Annotated in this window: 25 protein-coding genes and 1 tRNA gene; 10 read left to right on the forward strand and 16 right to left on the reverse strand. The window is 63.2% G+C overall.

Annotated features, from left to right (window positions below):
• Positions 1–2: 2 nt before the first annotated feature.
• The 4 genes from E3O44_RS10780 to E3O44_RS10795 are packed head-to-tail and all read left to right on the forward strand — an operon-like array spanning position 3 to position 3,949.
• Complete coding sequence (locus E3O44_RS10780) at positions 3–671, forward strand: malonate decarboxylase holo-ACP synthase (protein ID WP_134534722.1); 669 nt, start codon at positions 3–5, stop codon at positions 669–671.
• The gene (locus E3O44_RS10785) at positions 668–1,573 is read left to right on the forward strand and encodes an ACP S-malonyltransferase (RefSeq protein WP_166792613.1); all 906 of its coding nucleotides are present in this window, start codon (positions 668–670) and stop codon (positions 1,571–1,573) included. Before E3O44_RS10780 ends, E3O44_RS10785 begins: the two co-directional genes overlap by 4 nt.
• A 53-nt stretch (positions 1,574–1,626) precedes the next feature.
• Positions 1,627–2,196, forward strand: coding sequence for a PadR family transcriptional regulator (locus E3O44_RS10790; protein ID WP_134534724.1), 570 nt, complete (start codon positions 1,627–1,629; stop codon positions 2,194–2,196).
• Between the two features lie 55 nt (positions 2,197–2,251).
• Positions 2,252–3,949 (forward strand): ABC1 kinase family protein, encoded by a 1,698-nt coding sequence (locus tag E3O44_RS10795; protein WP_134534725.1) that lies wholly within the window; start codon positions 2,252–2,254, stop codon positions 3,947–3,949.
• Positions 3,950–3,974: 25 nt separating this feature from the next.
• Here E3O44_RS10795 and E3O44_RS10800 read toward each other — a convergent pair whose 3' ends face one another.
• Complete coding sequence (locus tag E3O44_RS10800) at positions 3,975–4,523, reverse strand: DUF6611 family protein (RefSeq protein WP_134534726.1); 549 nt, start codon at positions 4,521–4,523, stop codon at positions 3,975–3,977.
• A gap of 319 nt (positions 4,524–4,842) precedes the next feature.
• Here E3O44_RS10800 and E3O44_RS10805 point away from each other — a divergent pair, with 319 nt between their 5' ends.
• The 3 genes from E3O44_RS10805 to E3O44_RS10815 all read left to right on the forward strand — a co-directional run bounded on the left by E3O44_RS10805 (position 4,843) and on the right by E3O44_RS10815 (position 6,990).
• Positions 4,843–5,256 carry a hypothetical protein gene (locus E3O44_RS10805; RefSeq protein WP_134534727.1) on the forward strand — a complete coding sequence of 138 codons (414 nt, stop codon included), beginning with the start codon at positions 4,843–4,845 and terminating at the stop codon, positions 5,254–5,256.
• 193 nt (positions 5,257–5,449) lie between these two features.
• Entirely contained in the window at positions 5,450–5,668 is a 219-nt protein-coding gene (locus E3O44_RS10810) for a hypothetical protein (RefSeq protein ID WP_134534728.1), read from the forward strand.
• 59 nt (positions 5,669–5,727) lie between these two features.
• Positions 5,728–6,990 (forward strand): ferredoxin reductase family protein, encoded by a 1,263-nt coding sequence (locus E3O44_RS10815; RefSeq protein WP_134534729.1) that lies wholly within the window; start codon positions 5,728–5,730, stop codon positions 6,988–6,990.
• A 1,019-nt stretch (positions 6,991–8,009) separates the two neighbouring features.
• Here E3O44_RS10815 and E3O44_RS10820 read toward each other — a convergent pair.
• Both E3O44_RS10820 and E3O44_RS10825 read right to left on the reverse strand, forming a co-directional pair.
• On the reverse strand, positions 8,010–8,456 hold the full coding sequence (locus E3O44_RS10820; RefSeq protein ID WP_166792614.1) for an amidase domain-containing protein: 447 nt from the start codon (positions 8,454–8,456) through the stop codon (positions 8,010–8,012).
• Positions 8,453–9,151 carry a hypothetical protein gene (locus E3O44_RS10825; protein WP_134534731.1) on the reverse strand — a complete coding sequence of 233 codons (699 nt, stop codon included), beginning with the start codon at positions 9,149–9,151 and terminating at the stop codon, positions 8,453–8,455. The genes E3O44_RS10820 and E3O44_RS10825 overlap by 4 nt, the downstream gene beginning before the upstream one ends.
• Positions 9,152–9,365: 214 nt before the next feature.
• Here E3O44_RS10825 and E3O44_RS10830 point away from each other — a divergent pair, with 214 nt between their 5' ends.
• Together E3O44_RS10830 and E3O44_RS19980 are read left to right on the forward strand one after the other, a co-directional pair.
• Positions 9,366–10,154, forward strand: coding sequence for a hypothetical protein (locus E3O44_RS10830; protein ID WP_134534732.1), 789 nt, complete (start codon positions 9,366–9,368; stop codon positions 10,152–10,154).
• A gap of 476 nt (positions 10,155–10,630) precedes the next feature.
• Positions 10,631–11,050 (forward strand): DUF805 domain-containing protein, encoded by a 420-nt coding sequence (locus E3O44_RS19980; RefSeq protein ID WP_134534733.1) that lies wholly within the window; start codon positions 10,631–10,633, stop codon positions 11,048–11,050.
• A 123-nt stretch (positions 11,051–11,173) separates the two neighbouring features.
• On the opposite strand, the gene E3O44_RS10840 is transcribed toward E3O44_RS19980, so the two are convergent.
• The 12 genes from E3O44_RS10840 to E3O44_RS10895 all read right to left on the reverse strand — a co-directional run bounded on the left by E3O44_RS10840 (position 11,174) and on the right by E3O44_RS10895 (position 18,701).
• Positions 11,174–11,527 carry a hypothetical protein gene (locus E3O44_RS10840; protein ID WP_198415893.1) on the reverse strand — a complete coding sequence of 118 codons (354 nt, stop codon included), beginning with the start codon at positions 11,525–11,527 and terminating at the stop codon, positions 11,174–11,176.
• A 297-nt stretch (positions 11,528–11,824) separates the two neighbouring features.
• Complete coding sequence (locus tag E3O44_RS10845; RefSeq protein WP_134534735.1) at positions 11,825–12,169, reverse strand: hypothetical protein; 345 nt, start codon at positions 12,167–12,169, stop codon at positions 11,825–11,827.
• Positions 12,170–12,643: 474 nt separating this feature from the next.
• Positions 12,644–13,066, reverse strand: coding sequence for a barstar family protein (locus E3O44_RS10850; protein ID WP_420897926.1), 423 nt, complete (start codon positions 13,064–13,066; stop codon positions 12,644–12,646).
• Positions 13,060–13,296 (reverse strand): ribonuclease domain-containing protein, encoded by a 237-nt coding sequence (locus E3O44_RS19985; RefSeq protein ID WP_420897927.1) that lies wholly within the window; start codon positions 13,294–13,296, stop codon positions 13,060–13,062. The genes E3O44_RS10850 and E3O44_RS19985 overlap by 7 nt, the downstream gene beginning before the upstream one ends.
• 115 nt (positions 13,297–13,411) lie before the next feature.
• On the reverse strand, positions 13,412–13,663 hold the full coding sequence (locus E3O44_RS10860) for a hypothetical protein (protein ID WP_134534738.1): 252 nt from the start codon (positions 13,661–13,663) through the stop codon (positions 13,412–13,414).
• Positions 13,664–13,832: 169 nt separating this feature from the next.
• Entirely contained in the window at positions 13,833–14,042 is a 210-nt protein-coding gene (locus E3O44_RS10865; RefSeq protein WP_134534739.1) for a hypothetical protein, read from the reverse strand.
• Positions 14,043–14,528: 486 nt separating this feature from the next.
• Positions 14,529–14,987: a hypothetical protein gene (locus E3O44_RS10870; RefSeq protein WP_174775067.1), complete on the reverse strand. Its 459-nt coding sequence runs from the start codon at positions 14,985–14,987 to the stop codon at positions 14,529–14,531.
• A 106-nt stretch (positions 14,988–15,093) separates the two neighbouring features.
• A complete protein-coding gene (locus tag E3O44_RS10875; protein ID WP_134534740.1) occupies positions 15,094–15,639 on the reverse strand; it encodes a DUF2247 family protein in 546 nt (181 codons plus the stop codon).
• 116 nt (positions 15,640–15,755) lie between these two features.
• Positions 15,756–16,178: a hypothetical protein gene (locus E3O44_RS10880; protein WP_134534741.1), complete on the reverse strand. Its 423-nt coding sequence runs from the start codon at positions 16,176–16,178 to the stop codon at positions 15,756–15,758.
• Between the two features lie 110 nt (positions 16,179–16,288).
• Positions 16,289–16,648, reverse strand: coding sequence for a hypothetical protein (locus E3O44_RS10885; protein WP_134534742.1), 360 nt, complete (start codon positions 16,646–16,648; stop codon positions 16,289–16,291).
• Between the two features lie 137 nt (positions 16,649–16,785).
• Entirely contained in the window at positions 16,786–17,235 is a 450-nt protein-coding gene (locus tag E3O44_RS10890; RefSeq protein ID WP_166792616.1) for a barstar family protein, read from the reverse strand.
• A 74-nt stretch (positions 17,236–17,309) separates the two neighbouring features.
• Positions 17,310–18,701 carry an RHS repeat-associated core domain-containing protein gene (locus E3O44_RS10895; protein WP_134534744.1) on the reverse strand — a complete coding sequence of 464 codons (1,392 nt, stop codon included), beginning with the start codon at positions 18,699–18,701 and terminating at the stop codon, positions 17,310–17,312.
• 111 nt (positions 18,702–18,812) lie between these two features.
• Here E3O44_RS10895 and E3O44_RS19230 point away from each other — a divergent pair, with 111 nt between their 5' ends.
• Positions 18,813–18,950, forward strand: a complete 138-nt coding sequence (locus tag E3O44_RS19230) for a hypothetical protein (protein ID WP_166792617.1) — start codon at positions 18,813–18,815, stop codon at positions 18,948–18,950.
• 234 nt (positions 18,951–19,184) lie between these two features.
• On the opposite strand, the gene E3O44_RS10900 is transcribed toward E3O44_RS19230, so the two are convergent.
• Positions 19,185–19,268 (reverse strand) — tRNA-Leu (locus E3O44_RS10900).
• Positions 19,269–19,333: the final 65 nt, after the last annotated feature.

The following is a 19,333-nucleotide window of genomic DNA, read 5'->3' on the forward strand; positions in this document are numbered from 1 at the left end:
CCGTGCCGCTTCTCCGCCTCCCGTCGTCGCCGCGCACACATGATCTTGTGCGCGTAGCGACGACGGCCGCGCTCACGAGCTGCCCGGCGGATGCGCCCAGGCCCGGCTGGGTCGACGCTGCGCTCGGCGGTCCCGGCGGCGGGTGGGCGGTCGTTCGCCGAAGCCCCGCCGACGGGGATCTCGTTCCCGTCGGCATCCGCGGCGACACCCGCGACAAGCGTTGGCCCGCCCTCGTCCCGAGCTCCGACATCGTGGAGCTGGTGCGCCCGCAGGGCGTCCCGCGGTCACCACGCCCTGGTCGCGCGGGGCTCCGGCCGTTCCTCGGCCTACAGCGCGCGGGCGCGATTCTCGACGAGTTCTTTCCCGACGCCTGGGGGGTGACGGGAAGCCTCGCCTTCGAGCTGGTCACCGGCGCCGAAACGGCACGGAACGACAGCGATATCGACATCACGATCCTGGCGCCGCAGCCCCTCGACCGGTGCGCCGCCGCGGACGCCGCCGCCGGAGTGCTGTCTGCCGCCGCTGTCCCCGTCGATCTGCAGGTGGAGACGCCGCTGGGCGCCGTCGCCCTCGACGAGTGGATTCGCGAGGCCGGGTTGCACCCGGTCGCCCTCAGAACCATCGACGGGCCCCGGCTCGTCCTCAATCCCTGGAGCCTCTCATGCCGATGACCGCCGTCATTTTTCCCGGGCAAGGCGAACAGATCCCCGGGATGCTGCATTCGCTGCCTGCGACCGGCGTCGAGGTGCTCGACTGCGCTCGGGGAGCGCTCCCCGAGGACCCCCTGGACCTGGACAGCGCCGAGAGGCTCGACGATACCCGCGCCACCCAGCTGTGTCTGCTGCTGGCCGGTACGGCCTGGTACCGCGCCGCGGTCGACGTCGGACTGAAGGCCGACTATCTGGCCGGCCACTCGATCGGCCTCTGGGCCGCGGCCGTGGCGGCCGGCAGCCTCGATCTCACGGATGCCGTCCGGCTGGTCGACCTGCGCGCCACAGCAATGCGAGCCGCAAGCCCGCCGCACTCCGGCATGATCGTGGTGCAGGGACTGGCCGAACAAGCCGTCGAGAATGCCGCGGAGCAGGCCCGCGCCGAGGGCCTCGAGGTCTGGAGCAGCAACGTCAACTCCGCCGCCCAGATCGCCGCCTCGGGGACGAATCCCGGGCTCGACCGGGTTGCCGAGCTCGTGCGCGCCGCAGGTGCGCAGCGCGTCGTGCGCCTCAACGTGCTGGTCCCCGCTCATTCCAGCCTGATGACTCCCGCGGCCGATGCCGTCCGCGAGGCCCTGGCCGATACCGAGGTCGACCGGCCGCGGATTCCGCTCGCCGGCAACGTGACCGGGCAGACCCTCTTCACCGCCGCCGCGGTGCGCCGCGAACTATGGCTCGGGATCGACCACCCGGTCCGCTGGCGCGATGCCACGAGCATCCTGTCCGAGCGCGGTGTGACGCGGTGGCTGCAGGTACCCCCTGGACATGCACTCGCGCGACTCGCGGCCGGCCTGCCCGATTCGCGCGCCCTCGCCATGGACGAAGTCGGGCTCGCCGAATCCGTCCAACGAATTCAGCGCTGAACGTTATATCGTTAGCTATCGTCGAGCTTTGGTACGGCGCTGAGGAGGTCATCATGAGTGGTTCATTTATGGGAGACGGATTTCCGGGACGCAAGGGCGGACCCGGCGAAGGCTGGGCCGGCAACGCCATCTGGGAAGCGATGGAGCAGTTGCGCGGCCAGTTCGAGCAGAAGGTCGGCACGAGGGTCGGGCGCGGCGACGTCCGTGCCGCGGTGCTCGCACTCCTCCTGGAGCAGCCGATGCACGGCTACCAGATCATCCACGAGATCGAGGAGCGCAGCAATGGCGCCTGGAAGCCGAGCCCCGGCTCGGTCTATCCGGCGCTTCAGCTGCTCGCCGACGAGGGCTTCATCACGGCCGAGGAGGCCAACGGTCGCAAGACCTACGCTCTCACCGACGAGGGTCGCGCGGTGGCGGATGCCGCCGCAGAGACCTCCGCCCCCTGGGAGGCCCCGGGTGCCCGCGACAGCGGCCGGGCAACGGCACTGCCCAAGGCCGGCATCGGCCTGGCCCAGGCGGCCGCGCAGGTCGGGCGCTCCGGCAGTCCGGAACAGGTGGACAAGGCCGTGGCCGTGCTCGACGAAGCGCGTCGCCAGTTGTACTCCATCCTCGCCCAGGACTGAACGGGTGCCCGAAGAACGCCGACGTCCAGGAGCTCAGATCACCGACGATCGGGTCATGCGCGCCCGCTACCGCAGGATCCTGCGTTTCGCCGCGCGCTACCTGGTGCAGACCTGGTGGTACGAGCTGTTCCTGCCCCGGATCGGCCTCGCCCGGCTCTCGGCGCGCAATCGTTCGGCGCGGCTCCAGCGCATCGCGCAGCGCTTCCACGTGCTCGCGGTCGACCTGGGCGGCCTGATGATCAAGGTCGGCCAGTTCATGTCGTCCCGGCTCGATGTGCTGCCGCCGGAGATCACCAAGGAACTCGAGGGCCTGCAGGACGAGGTCCCCGCCGTGCCCTTCCCGGCCATCCGGGCCCTCGCCGAAGCCGAACTGGGTGTGACACTCGAGCGGGCGTACTCGTTCGTCGATCCGATCCCGCTCGCCGCGGCATCCCTCGGTCAGGTCCACCGGGCGCGGCTCTCGGCGCTCGATGCTGAAGAGACCGGCCTGCTCGACGTCGTCGTGAAGATTCAGCGGCCGGGCATCGGCGCGATCGTCGACGTCGACCTCCGGGCACTGCGCCGCGTCGCCGGCTGGCTCAGCCACATTCGCCTCGTCTCGGACCGGGTCGACATGCCTGTCCTCGTCGAGGAGTTCGCGGTGACGAGCCTCGAGGAGATCGACTACCTGCACGAGGCCGCGAGCGCCGAACGCTTCGCGGGGAACTTTGCGGACGACGCCCGCGTCAGCGTTCCCGACCTCGTGTGGGAGCGCACCACCCGGCGGGTACTGACCCTGCAGGACGTCACCGCCATCAAGATCAACGACGTCGACGGGCTCAGGGCTGCGGGCATCGACCCGGCCGAAGTCGCCACCGAGTTCGCGGCCGTCATGTTCGACCAGCTCTTCGTCAACGGCTACTTCCACGCCGACCCGCACCCGGGCAACATCTTCGTCACCCCGCTCGCATCCGCGGATGTCGCCACAACAGCGGATGCCCCCGGCCGGGCCTGGAAATTCACGTTCATCGACTTCGGCATGATGGGCGAGGTACCCGATGCCCTGCGCCGGGGACTCCGGAACCTGCTCATCGCCGCCGCGTCCCGCAATGGCAAGGGCATGGTGGACGGCATTCGCGAGGTGGGTGTGCTCCTGCCCTCCGCGGACACCGCGGAGCTCGAACGGGCCCTGACGGCACTGTTCGCCCGGTTCGGCGGGATGGGTTTCGCCGAGCTTCAGGACGTCGATCCGCGTGAGTTCCGTGCTTTCGCGAACGAGTTCGGTGATGTCGTGCGCACCCTGCCGGTCCAGCTCCCGGAGAACTTCCTTCTCATCGTGCGCGCCATGTCGCTGACCAGCGGGATGTGCAGTTCCCTCGACCCGGCCTTCAACATCTGGAACGCCGTCGAGCCGTACTCCGCCCAGCTGATCCGGGCCGAGGGCGGAAACCTCGTGCAAGACATCGCGAAGCGCACGGCGTCGGCCGCCGGCATCATCGCCCGGCTGCCTGGACGCCTCGACGCCCTGATCACGCGGGTCGAAGAGGGTAATCTCACGGTGCAGACGCCGCGGATCGAGCGTCGGCTCGGCAGTCTCGAGCGAACAGGGCGACGGATCATCTCTGCGGTCCTCTTCACCGCCTTACTGATCGGCGGCATCCTGCTCCGTGCCGACGATGTCGTCTTCGGCACGGTGCTCATGGGTGTGTCCGTGCTACCACTGCTGCACGCCATGCTCGCCGGCGCCGTCGCCCGCCGAGGCCCCCTGCCCTAAGAAGCTGTCGACGTCCCGGCCGCTATCAGCGCCCGGCGCCGAGGTGGTGCTGGGCGTCGGCATACGCGGACGACCACACCAGTTCGTGATCCGCGGGAGACGACGCTCCGCAGGCGAGTGACTCTTCGGCCATCAGCAATGTCGAGGCGAGCCCCGCCAGATAACGGGATTCGGCGGAGAGCCCCGTGTCGGGGGTGAGGCTGGAGCTCACGACCGTCAGCTCGAGAACGCACCGACGAATCGATCCGGCCGCGCGGGCGACGGCGACCGTGCTCGCGACGTAAAACCCGATGCAGGCTGTGATCACGAGGAGTCTCGGTGCACCCGCCTCAACGAGCGCTGCGAACACGCCGAACGTGGCCACCAGGCCGAGCACCAGCCAGCCCCGCCACACACGAACGCGTCGGCGCTGCCGTGCGGAGATCCCCGCTGGATACAACACGAGCCGCTGACTCGTGCTGCCGTAGCGACCCGCCGAAACCGTGTAGCTGCCCCATCGGCAACGCCCGTCGAGGAGCGGCGAGAGCCACCGACTGAGCGTGAGTTCCGAGAGGTCCATTCGAGCGCTGTTCACCCATCCAGCGTCATCCCGGAGCTATACGGCCGCCGCTGTCCTTACGGAATCCATGCGCAGAAACGCGCCTTACCTACGAATTCACTACGCCGGGAGTACTCCCATGTGGGTAAGCAGCCGGTAGGAGGCAAGGGCGAGCCTGATGGCGGTGAACCCGTAGACGGCAAGTGGGACACTCGATCTAAGTTGCTGGTCGAACCGACAATATCGGCCGCTGACATGCTAGATTTCCCACGAAGACGTACAGCGTGGTTCAAGCGGGCGGGGGCTAGCCGTGATTCATGTCAGAGCGACCAGAAGGGTATGGATCGCGGCAGCAATGGTCTCTGCGTCGTGCCTCGGCCTGACAAGCTGTGTGGCCAATGACTCCACAACGGAGATCCGTCTGTTCCTGGCCCAGAAACCCGGTCCCGAAGACGCGCTCCCTTCGGTGCTCAAGGCCGCGAGTACCGGGATCGACGCTGCATCCGGTCGGTTCGTCGGCAGCAACAGGGATGTGAACTACTTCGTCTCCAAGTACACGGATCCGCAACGAGGCACCCCGGGCTTCTGCTTGATGGTCGTCAAGCTACCGGACGGTCCTTCGAATTCTTCCTGCGGTTCCGCGGACGGGATGTGGACGTCAGGAAGCGGAACCGGCGGAGCACGGGTCGTCGAGAGCAACGATGACGTTCCAGAAGGATGGACCCGGTTGAGCGACTTCCTGATCGTCAACCCGGACGCTACACCGTAGAAATCATCTGAGTTGAGCAATCCTCACGAACCTGTGGATCTCGTGTGGATCTCACCGGTGACTGCCGGAATTTCGGGTTGCGGACCACAATTGAACCCAGTTTTGTCACAAGACGCATCGCAGCACCGTCATCACCTTCGGTCGCACGATGAGGAAACTTCCGCTCGTCTAGTCACACCCTGGAGGAAGGACCATGACCTCAGTTCCGGCCCACCGGCGCACCCGCGGACCGGCTGCACCCCACCACCGAGTGACCGACTCCCGCGTTTCCCGTAGCGCGTGGACCGCGATGAACTGGCTCACGTCCGTGGCCGTCGTTGTCGTGATGACCGCTTCAGCGGCGGCAATGGTGGCGGCAGCTCCGGAGGTTTCCCCGGCCGCTCCTGCGATCGTGCCGGACAGCCATCCGTGACGGGTCATCGACAATCGCAGCGGCCGCTCGGTGCGGCCGCGCTCATCAAAACACTGATCATGATCGGTGCCGGCCTCGCGGCGGCACTCGCCTTCGTCGACCTACGCCCGCCCGTCCAGTTCGGCTCGGCCATCGTCGCTCACACCACGGGATTCCTGGCCGGATATGTCGTCACGGTGATGGTGGTCCTAATGTCGCGCGCACCGTTTCTCGAACGCTCGATCGGGGCCGACCGGCTCGCTCGCTGGCACGCCGTGGGCGGTCGCGTCTTCATCGTCCTCCTGTTGGTTCATGCGGTCGCAGCCGTGCATTCCTGGATGCTCAGCCACTGGGAGGATGCCTTCACGGCGACCCTTGCCGTCCTGGGCATGCCCGGACTGGTGGCGGCCTCCGTCGGAACGGTCCTGTTCGGCGTGATCGCGGTCATGTCGGTCCGGGCAGCCCGGCGCTCGGTCTCCTACGAGACGTGGCACGGCATCCACCTGCTCAGCTATCTCGCCCTGGCGCTTTCGTTTGCGCATGAACTGGCCGGTCCCGACCTCGCGGGCAGGCCAGGGCTCCAAGTCGCCTGGACTCTACTGTTCGTGTTCGCCCTGGGGCTTGTGCTTCGCTACCGCGTTCTCAAGCCACTCGAGCACGCCTGGCGGCACCGGCTGCGGATCGAACGTCTGGTTCCCGAGGCGAGCGGCGTCGTGAGTGTCATTTTGCGCGGGCGGCACATCGACGAGCTGCGCGTCGAAGCCGGCCAGTTCTTCCGCTGGCGTTTTCTGGCGCCGGGGGTCTGGCGCTCCGCTCACCCCTTCTCCCTGTCTGCACCTCCCGGCAATGACCTGCTTCGGATCACTGTGAAGGCCCTCGGGAACGGCAGCCACTCGCTTCACTCCCTCCGTCCGGGCACGCGCGTGCTTGCCGAGGGGCCCTACGGGGCCATGACGCAACGCAAACGCACGCGTGAATCCGTTCTGCTCATCGCCGGCGGCGTGGGAATCACTCCCATGCGCGCCCTCTTCGAAGAGCTCGAGGTCGGTGACGGCTCGCTGAGCCTTCTCTACCGGGCTTCCCACGAAGACGATGTGATCTTCCGCGACGAGCTCGAGGAAATCGCCCGGATGCGCGGTGCCTCGATCGTGTGGATGATCGGGCCGTCCGCCGATCCCGAAAACAAGATGACCGCCGCGAACCTGACGCGGCTCGTGCCCGATGTTGCCGCCCGAGACGTCTACGTGTGTGCGTCGCGCGGCCTGTCCAGGTCGGTCCGGGCGGCGCTGAAGTACGCCGGACATCCGCCCGCGCGCCTGCACGAGGAAGTCTTCGCCTTCTGAAATGACGAAAGGCCCCCGATTCCTCGGGGGCCTTTCTTGTCCGACCGGGATGTGCATTGCTGCAATCAACCCACTGTGGGTTGATTGCCTTTCTCGAAAGAACCCCTGTATCCCCGCTGCCTACGGGCCGATTTCAGACCGCGCCTGAGCGGATCCTCCGCCAGCCTCTCGAAAATCCTCTACTTTCAAATTCCATCAACTTTGCAAACTAGATGCTTCGCGTGCCGAAGCTGCTTCACGTGCCACATCCAAATGCCGACTCGCTACCAGTATCCGGATTCGGTAAAGAGCGGGTTGAACTTCCATCGTGAGGCTCGGGCAAGTGCCAGCGCCAGGATGGAGGCCAGCCCGATGAAGACGCCCAGAAGTGGTGCTGAGTTTGGCCCCCAGCTCGAATAGCCGACGCCGATTGCGAGCAGTACCGTGAGCGCGACCGCGGGACCGCGGGCAACAACACCTCATACATATGGCGCATTTAGCTGCGGACGCCTACCGGTGTTCACTTCGCTCTGCAAGACTCGCCCAGCGCGACATCCCACACTAACGTCACGCACTCGGAGGAGGGCTGCCGATTTCGAGATCCCACGGGCCCGCACCCGTCCAGATCAATGCAAACGAGCACGATTGTCCCGACGCTGACCCTTGCTTCGCCTTACCCACCAATTGGACTGTCATCACCTTCGGGGTGACGTCGGTATCGCTGCTCATTTCGCGTCCATCGGGAGAGATCTTGGAGCACTCGTCGAAGACCATGGCCGCGTGTTCGGCAGAGGGTGACGGTGCGGACGCGAAGAGATCTGCAAGCGCCCGTTCGTCCCCGCCGTCAATGGCCGCGATCACCTGCTGACGGAGTTCCGTAGCGGATCCGTCTGGGGGCAACAATCCCTCTGGGGGCAAGAAGAACGTCGTCGGATCATCGAATGCAGTGCACCCGGAGAGTACCAATCCTGCTACCGCTAGGACCACGCACGCACGCACTCGCTGCGCCTGTCGACGATGCACTCCGGATGTGATCTTCATTAGATATCGTAAGCTGACCACACGTCGTTTATTGGGTGTTCAGCCAGCATGGCAGCGCTCGACTTGTTGACGTGGTCATTGGAGTTCTCGGTGAAGTAGGGCATCCCTGAGGCATCGACCCATGTGATCACGGCTGCATGATCCATTCGGTCGGACTGTTCCGTGTACCACTGGAAGAATGCAATGTCCCCGGCAAGATAAGGCTCGAGATAGTCGGTCCTGTGAAACCTATTCGCATTGACGTTTCCAAACTGATAAAGATCCTCAGCATTGACCCACGTGTAAGTCTGAATCGGCAGAATGGCGTCGTACCACCACGCGTTGTTTTGAGTGTAGTAGCCATCGACCTGCGACCATCCTCCGGCCGCCAGTGCCTGCGAGACGACGTTGGTGCAGTTGTCGGGAATCGACCGATACGCGGGATTGTGATTTTCCCAATATGTCAACGCGTAATTTGCGACCGCGGTCCGACTTGCTCCAAGCGACACCGGGGTCGAAGTATCTCCGAGCGACTGGGGCTCATCGAACGGGCTGACATCCGCGCTGCCACGTCAGCTTTTTGCTTGTTTAGTTTCTTCTCGATTGAACCGTCTGCCCGTGCGGCCAGAACGGCCTGGCTGGGAAGCACCGTTTCTGGCAGGTCGTTAGTGGTGTCGTCGTGGCTGACACTTGCCACCAGCCACGCGCCACCTTGCTTCTCCAGAACGGCGGTCGCATGGAAGACGTATCCGTAGTCAGGGCGAGCTTGGCCGCTGGAATCTGCGGTTCGTTGCATCATGGTAGTTTCCGTGAATTGCACCGTACTAGAAGTGCCACTCGAACTCACGGAATCCAGGGCAACGGCCGAGCTGAATTGGGTGAAATCTTCATCGAAGCGCGAAAGGAGGTCCCGCTGCTCACGAAGCTGGCCGTCCTCAACGGCAACCTTCTTGGACTGTTCGGAAGTACGGAATGTCTTGGCTTTGGATAGCTCCAGCAGTTGAGGGCTTGAAGTCGAAAGGGCCTGTGCATTCCGGTGTTCCACCTCAGAAGTGATCGCCGCTTGGAGCTGCTCCTGCACGGCCACTTTGGTCCCAGCAACTTCGACACCCACGGCCGGCGTGGCAGCTACCGTTCCAATCAGAACGGCTCCTAGTGCCATGGCAGATACTCGACGGACAACCTAAAAACACGACCCCAAAACCCTCCCCGGATACCCGCTCCTGGTCGCGGGCATCGGCTCTAACATCCCGGGGACAGCGCTCATCCGCACCGCGCGCCACATCTTCGAGAGCGTCGCCGAGCGCGGGCACCCCGCCGGCCGCGCCACCGGCGACCGCGGGTACCACGTCGCCGCCCTCCCCGAAGAGTTCCAGATGCCCCTCCGGATGCTCGGCTACACCGTCGTCACCGACTACCTCGACCTCCAGCTTGGTCTCAAGGACGGCTATGCCGGTTCCATCCAGGGCGAAGGAGCGCTTTATTGCCCGTCGATGCCCGAAGGCCTCATCAACGCGACCGTCCTCTCCCGCGCGAAGGAAATCAACGCCGCCACCTGGCGAAAACGCATCGTCGAACGCCGCCAGTACATGCTGCGCCCCAAAGAGAAGCCCGACGCCAAGGGACGCGTCCCGATGATGTGCCCCGCCCGCGGACCCGGCGCGACCGTCAGGTGCCCGCTCGTCGAGAACGGCTGCACAAAGGTCGACGACGCCCTGACGACCATCTACAACCCGCCTGCTAAGCCGGACAGAATCTGCACCAACGCCTCCTCGGTGAGCGTCCCACTCGACGCAGGAGCGAAGCTCGCCCAGCACTACCAGTACGGCAGCAACGAGTGGCAGGAAATCTACTCCCACGACCGCAACACCATCGAAGGCGCCAACGGCTTCCTCAAAGACAGCTCCCACGAAGCCATCGGCGACTCCAGCCGGCGACGCGTCCGCGGCTCCACCGCCCAGTACCTGCTCGTGAGCATCCTCGTCGTCGCCGGCAACCTCCGGAAGCTGCAGAAGTTCCGCGACGACATGCTTCGGCCAGAGACCGACGACGAACGCGCCGACCGCAAGGCACGCAAGCTCCTGCTCCGGAAGACGCGCAAGAACCGCAAGGACAAGCGCGTCGCCGCCTGGGACGACTTCCAGACGTCGCCAGCCAAAACCTAGGCCTGGCCCGGGTCCACCGACACTTTCACTCGCACTACACGGCGCTCCAGCACGCTCGAAAACACCACTTCGAGTCCGCTGGGGCGCTTTTTCATGCCCGGAAGAGGCGTCCCAACGGAGTCGGCCTCGCGGAGAGACAACGTAAGCGCCGAGAATGACGAAAGGCCCCCGATTTCTCGGGGGCCTTTCTTGTCCGAACCGGGTTTCGCAAATAGATTCAACCTATTTGGCAATCAACCCACTGTGGGTTGATTGCCTTTCTCAAAGACCTCCATGCAGCCCTTACGCCCCGGGGGCGCTTTCGGACCGTGTTCACGCGGATCCTCCGCCGGTTTGCCGAAAATCCTCCACTTTCGCGGCCCAGACCCGCGACTCGGCCGACGTCCCTCGAACTGGGGTTGACCGCGCCGAGTTCAGAACGCGCCCCCGTCGATACTCTGGCAGCGGGGGTCGTGCGACATTGCAGCTTCCTTGGAATGCGCCCGCAGAGTGGGGAAATACACGTGAACTTGGGTCAGGCAGTTTCCACAGTGTTCAAGAAGTACGCCCAGTTTCACGGCGTCGCCAGTCGATCCGAGTACTGGTGGTGGACTCTCTTCGCTACGGTCGTCGGATACTCCATCGTCGGACTCGACATGGCAATCAACGGACGAAGCACCAACTTCCCGCTCGTTTGGTCACTAGGTACCCTCCTCCCCTCACTTGCCGTGACCGTCCGCCGATTTCGAGATGCTGGCTACGGATGGGCCTCCCTCTTTCTCGCACTGCTCCCCGTCCTCGGGGCAATCATCATCATTGTCATGCTCTGCCAACCGAGCGAAACCAAAGCGCCCGCTGACTCAGCACCGGACTCTGCGACCCCCGATGACCTTCTGGCGCCACCGCATTCGGTCTGAGCCAGCGCGACCTCGACGAGTTGTTCCACGCAGACGCTCAGCTCGGCTCCCTCGTCCGGCTCCGGCTCCGGCTCGTACAGTCACAGATCATGCCGAAGACCGTAAGGCACCGCCCGGTTTCGGTCACTCAAAGCCGATGAGGTCTTCGATGGCCTGGCGCAGCCAAGCGTAGAAGTCGGGGTACTCGCCCCGGTCTTCCCAACCTGGGGACGCGAAATCGTGAATCACGACAACGCGGTCTCCGCCACGGGCAAGGTCCCAGCAGGCCACGTCGTCGTTGTCCTGGCGCACCGCGAATGGGACGAGTTCCCGATCCGGGAACCGTCGCGCCACGCCCCTGTTGCGCTCGCGCAGCCGAGCACCGTCCAAGAGATGCCACGGTTCGAGATTGGTAAGCCCCAACTCCACCACCGTGACGAAGGAGGAGGGGTAAGAGAAGCCGGGCGGGAGGTCCTCCACCGGGAGGAGATCAGCCACTAGTTCCCTCTCCATTTGCAGCCACCGAATCGTTCGAATAGGCCAGCAACCACGCCGTTCTCTGCCCGCCCATTCTCCAATGAGACTCGGTCTGAAACTTGGGGTGCTGTCAAGACGGATTCAAACATGTAATTCGCCTCCAGATTCATCATCCGAACCAGTTCGTATCCGTCATCAGGATCACGCGGCGCGCCAAGGTCCGAAGCCGTGCCGAGCGCGCAGGCATCTCAATACCGACGGGTGACAAGAAGGACCTAGCGGGCACAGAAGCGCCTTCATCCGCGTTCTGATTCGGCCTCACTTGGCGAGGGAAGCAGCGGCGACTTCGAATCCACGAGGAGTGAGCCTGAGCCATATCCATCCCCACCGCTCGATTTCCCCGAACTGAACCTCAGCTCGTATCCGTTCGGGCCAGCTTTCGGGTGGCCCATCCCAGGTAGCAAAGCCCACGTGCTCCCTGACGCTGCCCGCGTCCACCAAACCCTGACCAATTAGTGATGAAGCAGCCGACACAACTGTCCGCTCAATTTCTGCGTTGTCAGCAGTCGGATAGAGGAACCGGGCCCTTCCTTCGATGGAATCCAGGGGAACCCAATCGTCGAGACCTTCGGCGAGCACCCATGCTTCAAGCTCTGTGGTCATGGAAGGTGAACCTTTACAGTCGTACCATCGGGCATTCGGACGTCAATCGTCTCGCCACCGGAAGCACTCGCGTCTCGGAACCCGACGCGGGTGCCGTCTTTGTGTAGCACCGCTCTCCCCGGATAGCCCGACTGAACTGGGGTTCCTCCTCTGGCCAGTTCACTGTACACCTGCCGCATTTCCTCGGGGGTATCAACCTCCAGGTGAGGAGTAGTTCGTCCTGCTCGAAGTCCAGACAAGACCTCAGAAACTGACCCTGTCGCCAGACCGCGTGATCCCGAACCCGTCTCGATAGCAACAGCATCGCCGCCGACTTCGACAGATTGTCCGCAAGAATTCGATCCGTGATGTCATACATCGTCAAGAAATCTTCAAACACTGAAGCTACCTCCCGATTGAGATGTCAAGCACGCTGGTTCCGGCCGCTGGCCCTCGAAACTGGACGAGTTGTTGCACCCTGTGCGACCGCAGCCCTCAAGGCCAGAGGTCGACGTAGACCACGGTTAGCTGATCCCCAGCAACTGAAAAGGCGTGACACAGCTCGCTGAGGCGGAGGACGACCTCCAGACCTACGTGCGGCCTTTTCTCCAGCGTCGAGCGCAGCCCTTGGACTGTGACAACCAGCGGGAAGCTCCAACTCTGACGGATCTCCTCAAAGGCATCCTCCATCGAATCCCAACTCGAGGCGCACCAATCAGGAAACGGAAGGCGGCTCTTCAACGCGTCGATCACGGCGCCTGTGCCATCGACACTCGCGATGTCAACCGTTACCCACGTCGCGCCAGCAGCGGTCACGAAGTCGCGAAGCTCTGAGAGTCGCACCTCGTTAACTAGATACGGCTCCGCCGGTCCCCCGACCAGCAACGGGCGAGGCAGATTGATCCACTGGGTCACCATGGCCACGACCGGAATGTCCCGTAGTGGTCAGGCGTGTACCAAACCTCGCCCGAACCTCCGGTCACCACTCGTTCAGTGCCACGCGAACCCGTCCCCGGCCAGACATCACTCTCGCTGTAGTACCCCTGTGGCTGGGCCGGGAGCGCCCCACTCCTATTGCCGTATACCCCGGGCTTACCCGGTAAACCACCTTGGCGAACACCCGGCGGCGGGGTACCTGTCGACTGCATGGACTCAACGATATCCCCGATCTGCCCCTGCAACGCTGACGCCTCGGTCTCGATAATTCCCTGCTTGCTGACGACAAATCGAGACGCGACCGACGCTTCAGCATCCGCCGCGCCCTCAGCTGCGCTCCCGCGCCAGGTCTAGTAGATCGAAGAACCGTTCGTCATCCCACAGGACCTCGAGCGCGTTGCCAATCGCCCAACGCAGACTCTGGCCTGCAGGACCTACTGGCTCTGGAATGGCCTTGAACTCGTCGACCAGAGGGCCCAGCGCCGCGTCACGCGCCCACGGCACTGACAGAGCGCGGACCAGCTCTTGCTTGCAGGTCACATCATCCGTGCTATCAAGCCAATGCAGAAGCACCGGCACAGCAGCTCGATACCGGAGACCAGACGTCCGCAACTCAGACACGGACTTCACGTTGAAACCGGCGACGCTGTACCGGCACCGAACAACGTGACCAGGACCGCGACGAGGGCGGCTAGGAGAAACCCCAGCGAGCCCCGGACCTGACCTACAAACCAGTGTCCACGCGCTTTCACAGGCGAGTGCGCGCTTCCGCCAAGAGCCATTCAATGGCAGCGAGCGGGACTGCCTGTTCACCGAAGATGGTTACGGTCCGTTCCTTCGTCTCGTCGTCTTCGAATACCTCGGCGACCTGCTCGCCACTGTCTTTGTCCAGTTCCAAAGCCATTCCGTCGCGGGAACCCACCGCACTCGCGAGAATCAATCGGTAGCCAGGGATCATCGTGGCTCCAGGAAGCCCATGAAGGAGCCGTCATTCCCGAATCGGACCCCACGACCATTGGAGTCCCAAATGTTTGTAACTCGGTCGAGCATCTCGGTCCGCCCACCAGTGTCACCCAATCCGAATTCGACGAGCTCCCCGTCGTGAAATTCCGAGAAAGGCGCGGGAATTTGCAGCATCTGCCCCGTCCCCGGCTCGAACATCACCACGCCGGGAGCCCCTCGGGAGCCCCGTTCAAAGTCCAGAGAGAACTGCCGGCCCAACCAATCGAAGCCAAAGCAAAGCACTGTGCCTCTAAAGTCCGGGAAAGCCTCCCTCACGGAGTCTGATGCGGCCGCCGATGACTTGGCAGAGTGAATCCGATAGATTCCTCCGTTGAAGCTGCACCCGCCAAATCTTTCAAAGAGGCCCTTTGCGCGGGAATCCCCACAACTCGTGTCGTCCGCAAGCAGTCGATCCGTGATCTCGAAGATCGTCAAGAACTCTTCAAACACCGAAGCTACCTCCCGATTGAAGTGGGAGCACAATACTTCCGGCGTCCAGATCTTGAATCTGATAGTTGACCTCGGCACCCACAAGCTCGAGAGACGGCGCGGCAGATGTCACCGTAATTCGACCGAAGTCCCCCTCTAGCACGTAGCCCTCGTCGCTCGCGTCGAGAGCGTCAATCGAGCCGTAGTCCGACTCGCCCGTTGCGTCAACCGCCGGCACCGCCCCTTGCCCTTTCCAATCCAGTGAGGAGACTGCGTCGAACCGGATAACCCCACGGCGATAGCAGTATTGCTCGCCAGTTTGAGGCGCTTCATAAGACGGGTGGGACTCCTGCAACACCAGATCCACGACGAATTCAAGGACGCCCGGCCGCGCAACGATGTCGAGAACCCAACTGTCTTCAAGGTAGAGCCCCGCAAATCCGGCGATGGTCCAATAGCCGCGCATCCCCATTACCGATCCCGCACGACCGGCACATTGTGGCATCGGACGCGACCAAGAAAGCCTCCCCTGCAACCCAGCCGAGCAGGCTGAGCTGAACTGCGAAAAGCAAGGACTCTCACAGGTGGCCTCGTTCGTTGTGACGCGCCAGGGCGGGCTGGGATCCTCGAGCCCGATACTGGGCGGACTTGCGACTCACGAAATCCTCCCACCTCTGCTCTATAGCGCCATACCCGCCCGCCGCACCCTGAGGCCGGGGCATGAAACGGACCAGTCCTTCAATCTCCTCCGGGTAGTTAAAGTCCGCGTACAGCATCTCGACCACCTGAAGCGGCTCCAAATACTCTGAGCAGTGCTCGCACACCCACGCAAGAGCCAGAAACAGCCACACTTCGCCAGGGTCCTGTTCATCGACGGAGGACCGAGCGAGATCCTCCACGAGCGCAGGCACCCGGCCGAGGTCGTCGGACAACAGGAACGCGAGTTCCTCCACCGCTGAAGGCAAGCTCGCGCCAGCCTCGAAGGTAGCCAAGGCCACGTCAACGACGGCTCGATCACTGAGCCACCCGTGACGGTAGCCATGAACTAACTCACCTGGCGTCACCAGAACCCGCGCCGTGACAAACTCCGCCGGGATCGCGAACTTCACCAAGTCATCGCTCATGGCTTGATCGTAAACCGTTGACCGTCCCGCCACACAAGAATTAGATGCGTCAGATTTGCCACTCTCGACGAGCCTTAGGACGGAAACTGCCACGCACACACCCTGCCCAACTCCGTCTACCAGCCCAGCTGGCGACTCCGTTCCTCGGCCGCTCTCGATTGGATTTCGCCGAGTTTGGTCTCCAGGACCCCGTTATCTTTTTCGTCCAGCATCGTCAGGAACTCGCCCAGGTATCGAACCACCTCGTTCGCCTGCTCCTCGACATTCAACGCTTGTGGCGTCGCCCAAGTGCCATCGACGAGGGCCGCGCAAACCTGCGGAGAGAACCAGGACCCTCGAACCATTCCGAGCTCGATCCACCACCGCCCGCGGTCCTTCACGAAACGAATCCGCGCACGTCCTTTGAGTGCCCACTCCAGTACCCCGTCCCCGAAGGAGATGGGCTCTTGGACGTCCTCGGTGAGGATGAAACCGTGCGCCTCCAGATGGCTGGCGAGATCATCGAGAGGGAGGGGCAAGTGGTCACGGATTGCGGTCATAAATTGCGAGTCCTTAGGAAGAACTTCTTGCCCATTGCTGGACACGCGGCAGACGCGTTTCCTTCTATTGTTGAGCACTCTTGCTCAAGGTCTGACCCTGCCCGACGTTTCTATGTAGCATCGCGCGTCGGAAGAAGCTCGGCAGCGACTTGTTCGCCAGCCTCGGTAAGCGTGAGCCAGATCCCCCACCCCCACGAATCAATATCACCGGATTCAATCTCGGCTCGTATCCGGTCTGACCAGCCTTCACGCGGCCCTTCCCAGGCTACAAAGCCCACGTGCTCCTGAACTGTGCCCGCATCCATGAGACCTTGGCTGACTAGCGACGAGGCTACACTGGCGACCTGTTGTTCACGCTGTCCATCGTCGGCCGACGGAGCCATACGTCGAGTCCTGGCGTCGATGAACGCGAGGCCGACCCAATCGTCGAGACCTTCGATGAGAGTCCAGTTCTCCAATTCAGTCATCACGGCTGGTGAACCTTCAACAGCACTCCATCAGGTACGAGATAGCCAATCGACAGACGCCCGGCCGGCCGGCCGCGAATTGTTGCCCCTGGTGTCGCCCCCTTCAAGCAGTTGATGCTTTTTCGGACGCGGGCAGTGTTCTATCGGATCTCCAGTTCGCGAAACGGGTTAATCGGAAGAACTTCACGACATCGACGCATGATTGAATCGCTCGCAGGCGTCGACTCCTGGAATATAACGTGTAGCGGGGTCGGCGGCTGCTCACGATAGGGGTCGGCCTCCGAAGCGCCCCTTCCCCACAAGTCAATTGCCGACACGAGGCCTTCAATAGCGATCTTCAAATCTCTGATCGTCGAGCCTGACAGAAACTCTCCCGATTCGGTGATCACCACTACGAAGCCGCGCGTCGGAGGGAACCAATCGAGGTCAGTCATACATTCCCACCATGCGTCCCAGTTGCCACCGAAATAGTCAGGGAACTCCAGCGCGTTAGAGAATTCCCTCAGCAGCGCACTCTTTGTTCGACATTCAGATCCGCGAACGACACGAGCGAGGAAGCCTTCTCCTTCAAGCGATTTCACAATTGACATCGCTGACTCCTCGGCACCCTCGAAATGCCACATGTGACCGGGGTTGGACCTAAGGGCCAACTCAATCTCAGATTTCATCGCATTCTCCAAAAACTTTCATAGTGATCGGAGGTGTACCACGCCGATTGGTCGTCTCCGGTAACGACACGATGAGAGTCCCGTCCTTGTCCCGGGATTCTCGGATTGACGTCCCACTCCTTGTAATTCGCACCGTCCGGCAATAGGCCATCCCGGTTAGCCCAAGCCCGACCGCCCTTCATGCCCGCAGGAGCAGGTATCCCGGCGTCAACGCGAGGCAGGACATCCCATGCTTCTTGCGGGATCTTTCCCGCAACTTCTTCGACGGCAAGCAATTCCGTTGAAGTAGAGACCGCTCCGACATCTGCAACCCCTTCTCCGACGAGCCCAGCCCTCAGCACGCCCACGCCTTCACCAAGAGCGCCGCCCCAGCAGAGAGGCTGTGCGAAGTCAGCCATGCATGTGGCAAGCAGGGGTGCGGAGACCGCTGCGACGCCGTCGAGGACTCGACCGGCGTAGAGACCGGGGTTCTTGCCGACGGGGTTGGCGGCCATGACGGCCATGCCGCCTTCGTAGCTCACCAGGTCGGCTGTGTGGTTCTTCGCGTAGCTCGGCGAGTAGCAGTGCGAGTCGTAGCCACAGTTGTTGGAGACGCGGACGTTGGGTGTGGAGTTCCCGGCCGCTGTCGGGGTTGTGTGGTGATTCTCGGTGCCACCGTCCGTAGTGCCTTTGTCGCACTCGCCCGGGTAGTAGTGGTCACCGTTGTTGCCCATGTAGCAGTTACCCGAGGGGTCTGACCTGGTGATGGGGTTGTTTCCCGCGTAGCTGTATCCGTTGTTCTGTTGCGGGTTCCCGGGCGCGAGTACAGCGTCGACGCTGATGAATCGGCCGAGGACGGGGTCGTATTCCCGGGCGCCCAGATGGGTGAGGCCGGTCACGGCAGATGTCGGTGCGTTCAAGTATCCGTGGTTGGAAGACCATGCGGCTCCGGCTCCACGGGCGTTTCCGAAGGGGTCCATATACCGGCGAGTGATCGCGCCGGTGAGAGCGTCAATCTTCATGACGGCGGTGTTGACCAAGTCCGCCGAGAGCCAGTTCAGGGTCGTCGAGGAGCCGCCCGATTGACTCGTTCGTTCCGCAATCGATACCCCATTCGCGTTGTAGGTGCGAACGCCGGTGACGATGGATGATCCTGCTGCCTGGTTGAGTTCCGTTTCCCCGAGGTAAAGGGTTGCGCCGGCCGCCGTGTCAATGCGCATCAGGAGTGCGCCAGACGCGTCGTAGACATTCTTTTGGGTGGTCGCGCCGACGGTCGTCTTCGACAACTTCCCCGACGCGTTGTATGCGAGGGTCTGAACGGGTCGCACCGTCGTGTTCCCTGACGCGTCGGATCCGTAGCTCATCATGGTCGGCGTCGCTGTTCCGACCTGCTTGACGACAGTGGACACAGCGTGTGGTTTCGGTCCAGCGGCGGCCGGGTAACTGTACGTGTATCTGGTCGAGACCCCCGCGGCCACAGTCGGCTTGGCAACCGATTCGGTGCGGTTTCCCGTCACGGAATGCTCCGGCCCGAGACCGACGACGAACGCGCCGACCGCAAGGCACGGAAACTCTTACTCCGAAAGAGGCGCAAGAACCGCAAGAACAAGCGCGTCGCCGCTTGGGACGACTTCCAGGCGTCGCCGACCAAGACCTAGGCCCGGCCCGGCCCGGGTCCACCGACACTTTCACCCGCAATACACGGCGCTCCAGCACGCTCGAAAACAACTCCTCGAGGCAGCTGGGGCGCTTTTTCGCGCCCATGGAGCCGACCCGGGCGAGATCGGCCTCGCTGTGAGGCGACGTAAGCGCCGGGAATGACGAAAGGCCCCCGATTTCTCGGGGGCCTTTCTTGTCCGACCGGGATGTGCATTACTGCAATCAACCCATTGTGCGCGAGGGGGGACTTGAACCCCCACGTCCTTTCGAACACTGGCACCTGAAGCCAGCGCGTCTGCCAATTCCGCCACTCGCGCGAACTTAGAGAGGCTAGCACTATTGAGGGTGCGAACGCCATTCGTCCAGCCGCCGGGCGAGGCGG

It is taken from the genome of Cryobacterium algoricola (assembly GCF_004402485.1).
Lineage (GTDB): Bacteria > Actinomycetota > Actinomycetes > Actinomycetales > Microbacteriaceae > Cryobacterium > Cryobacterium algoricola.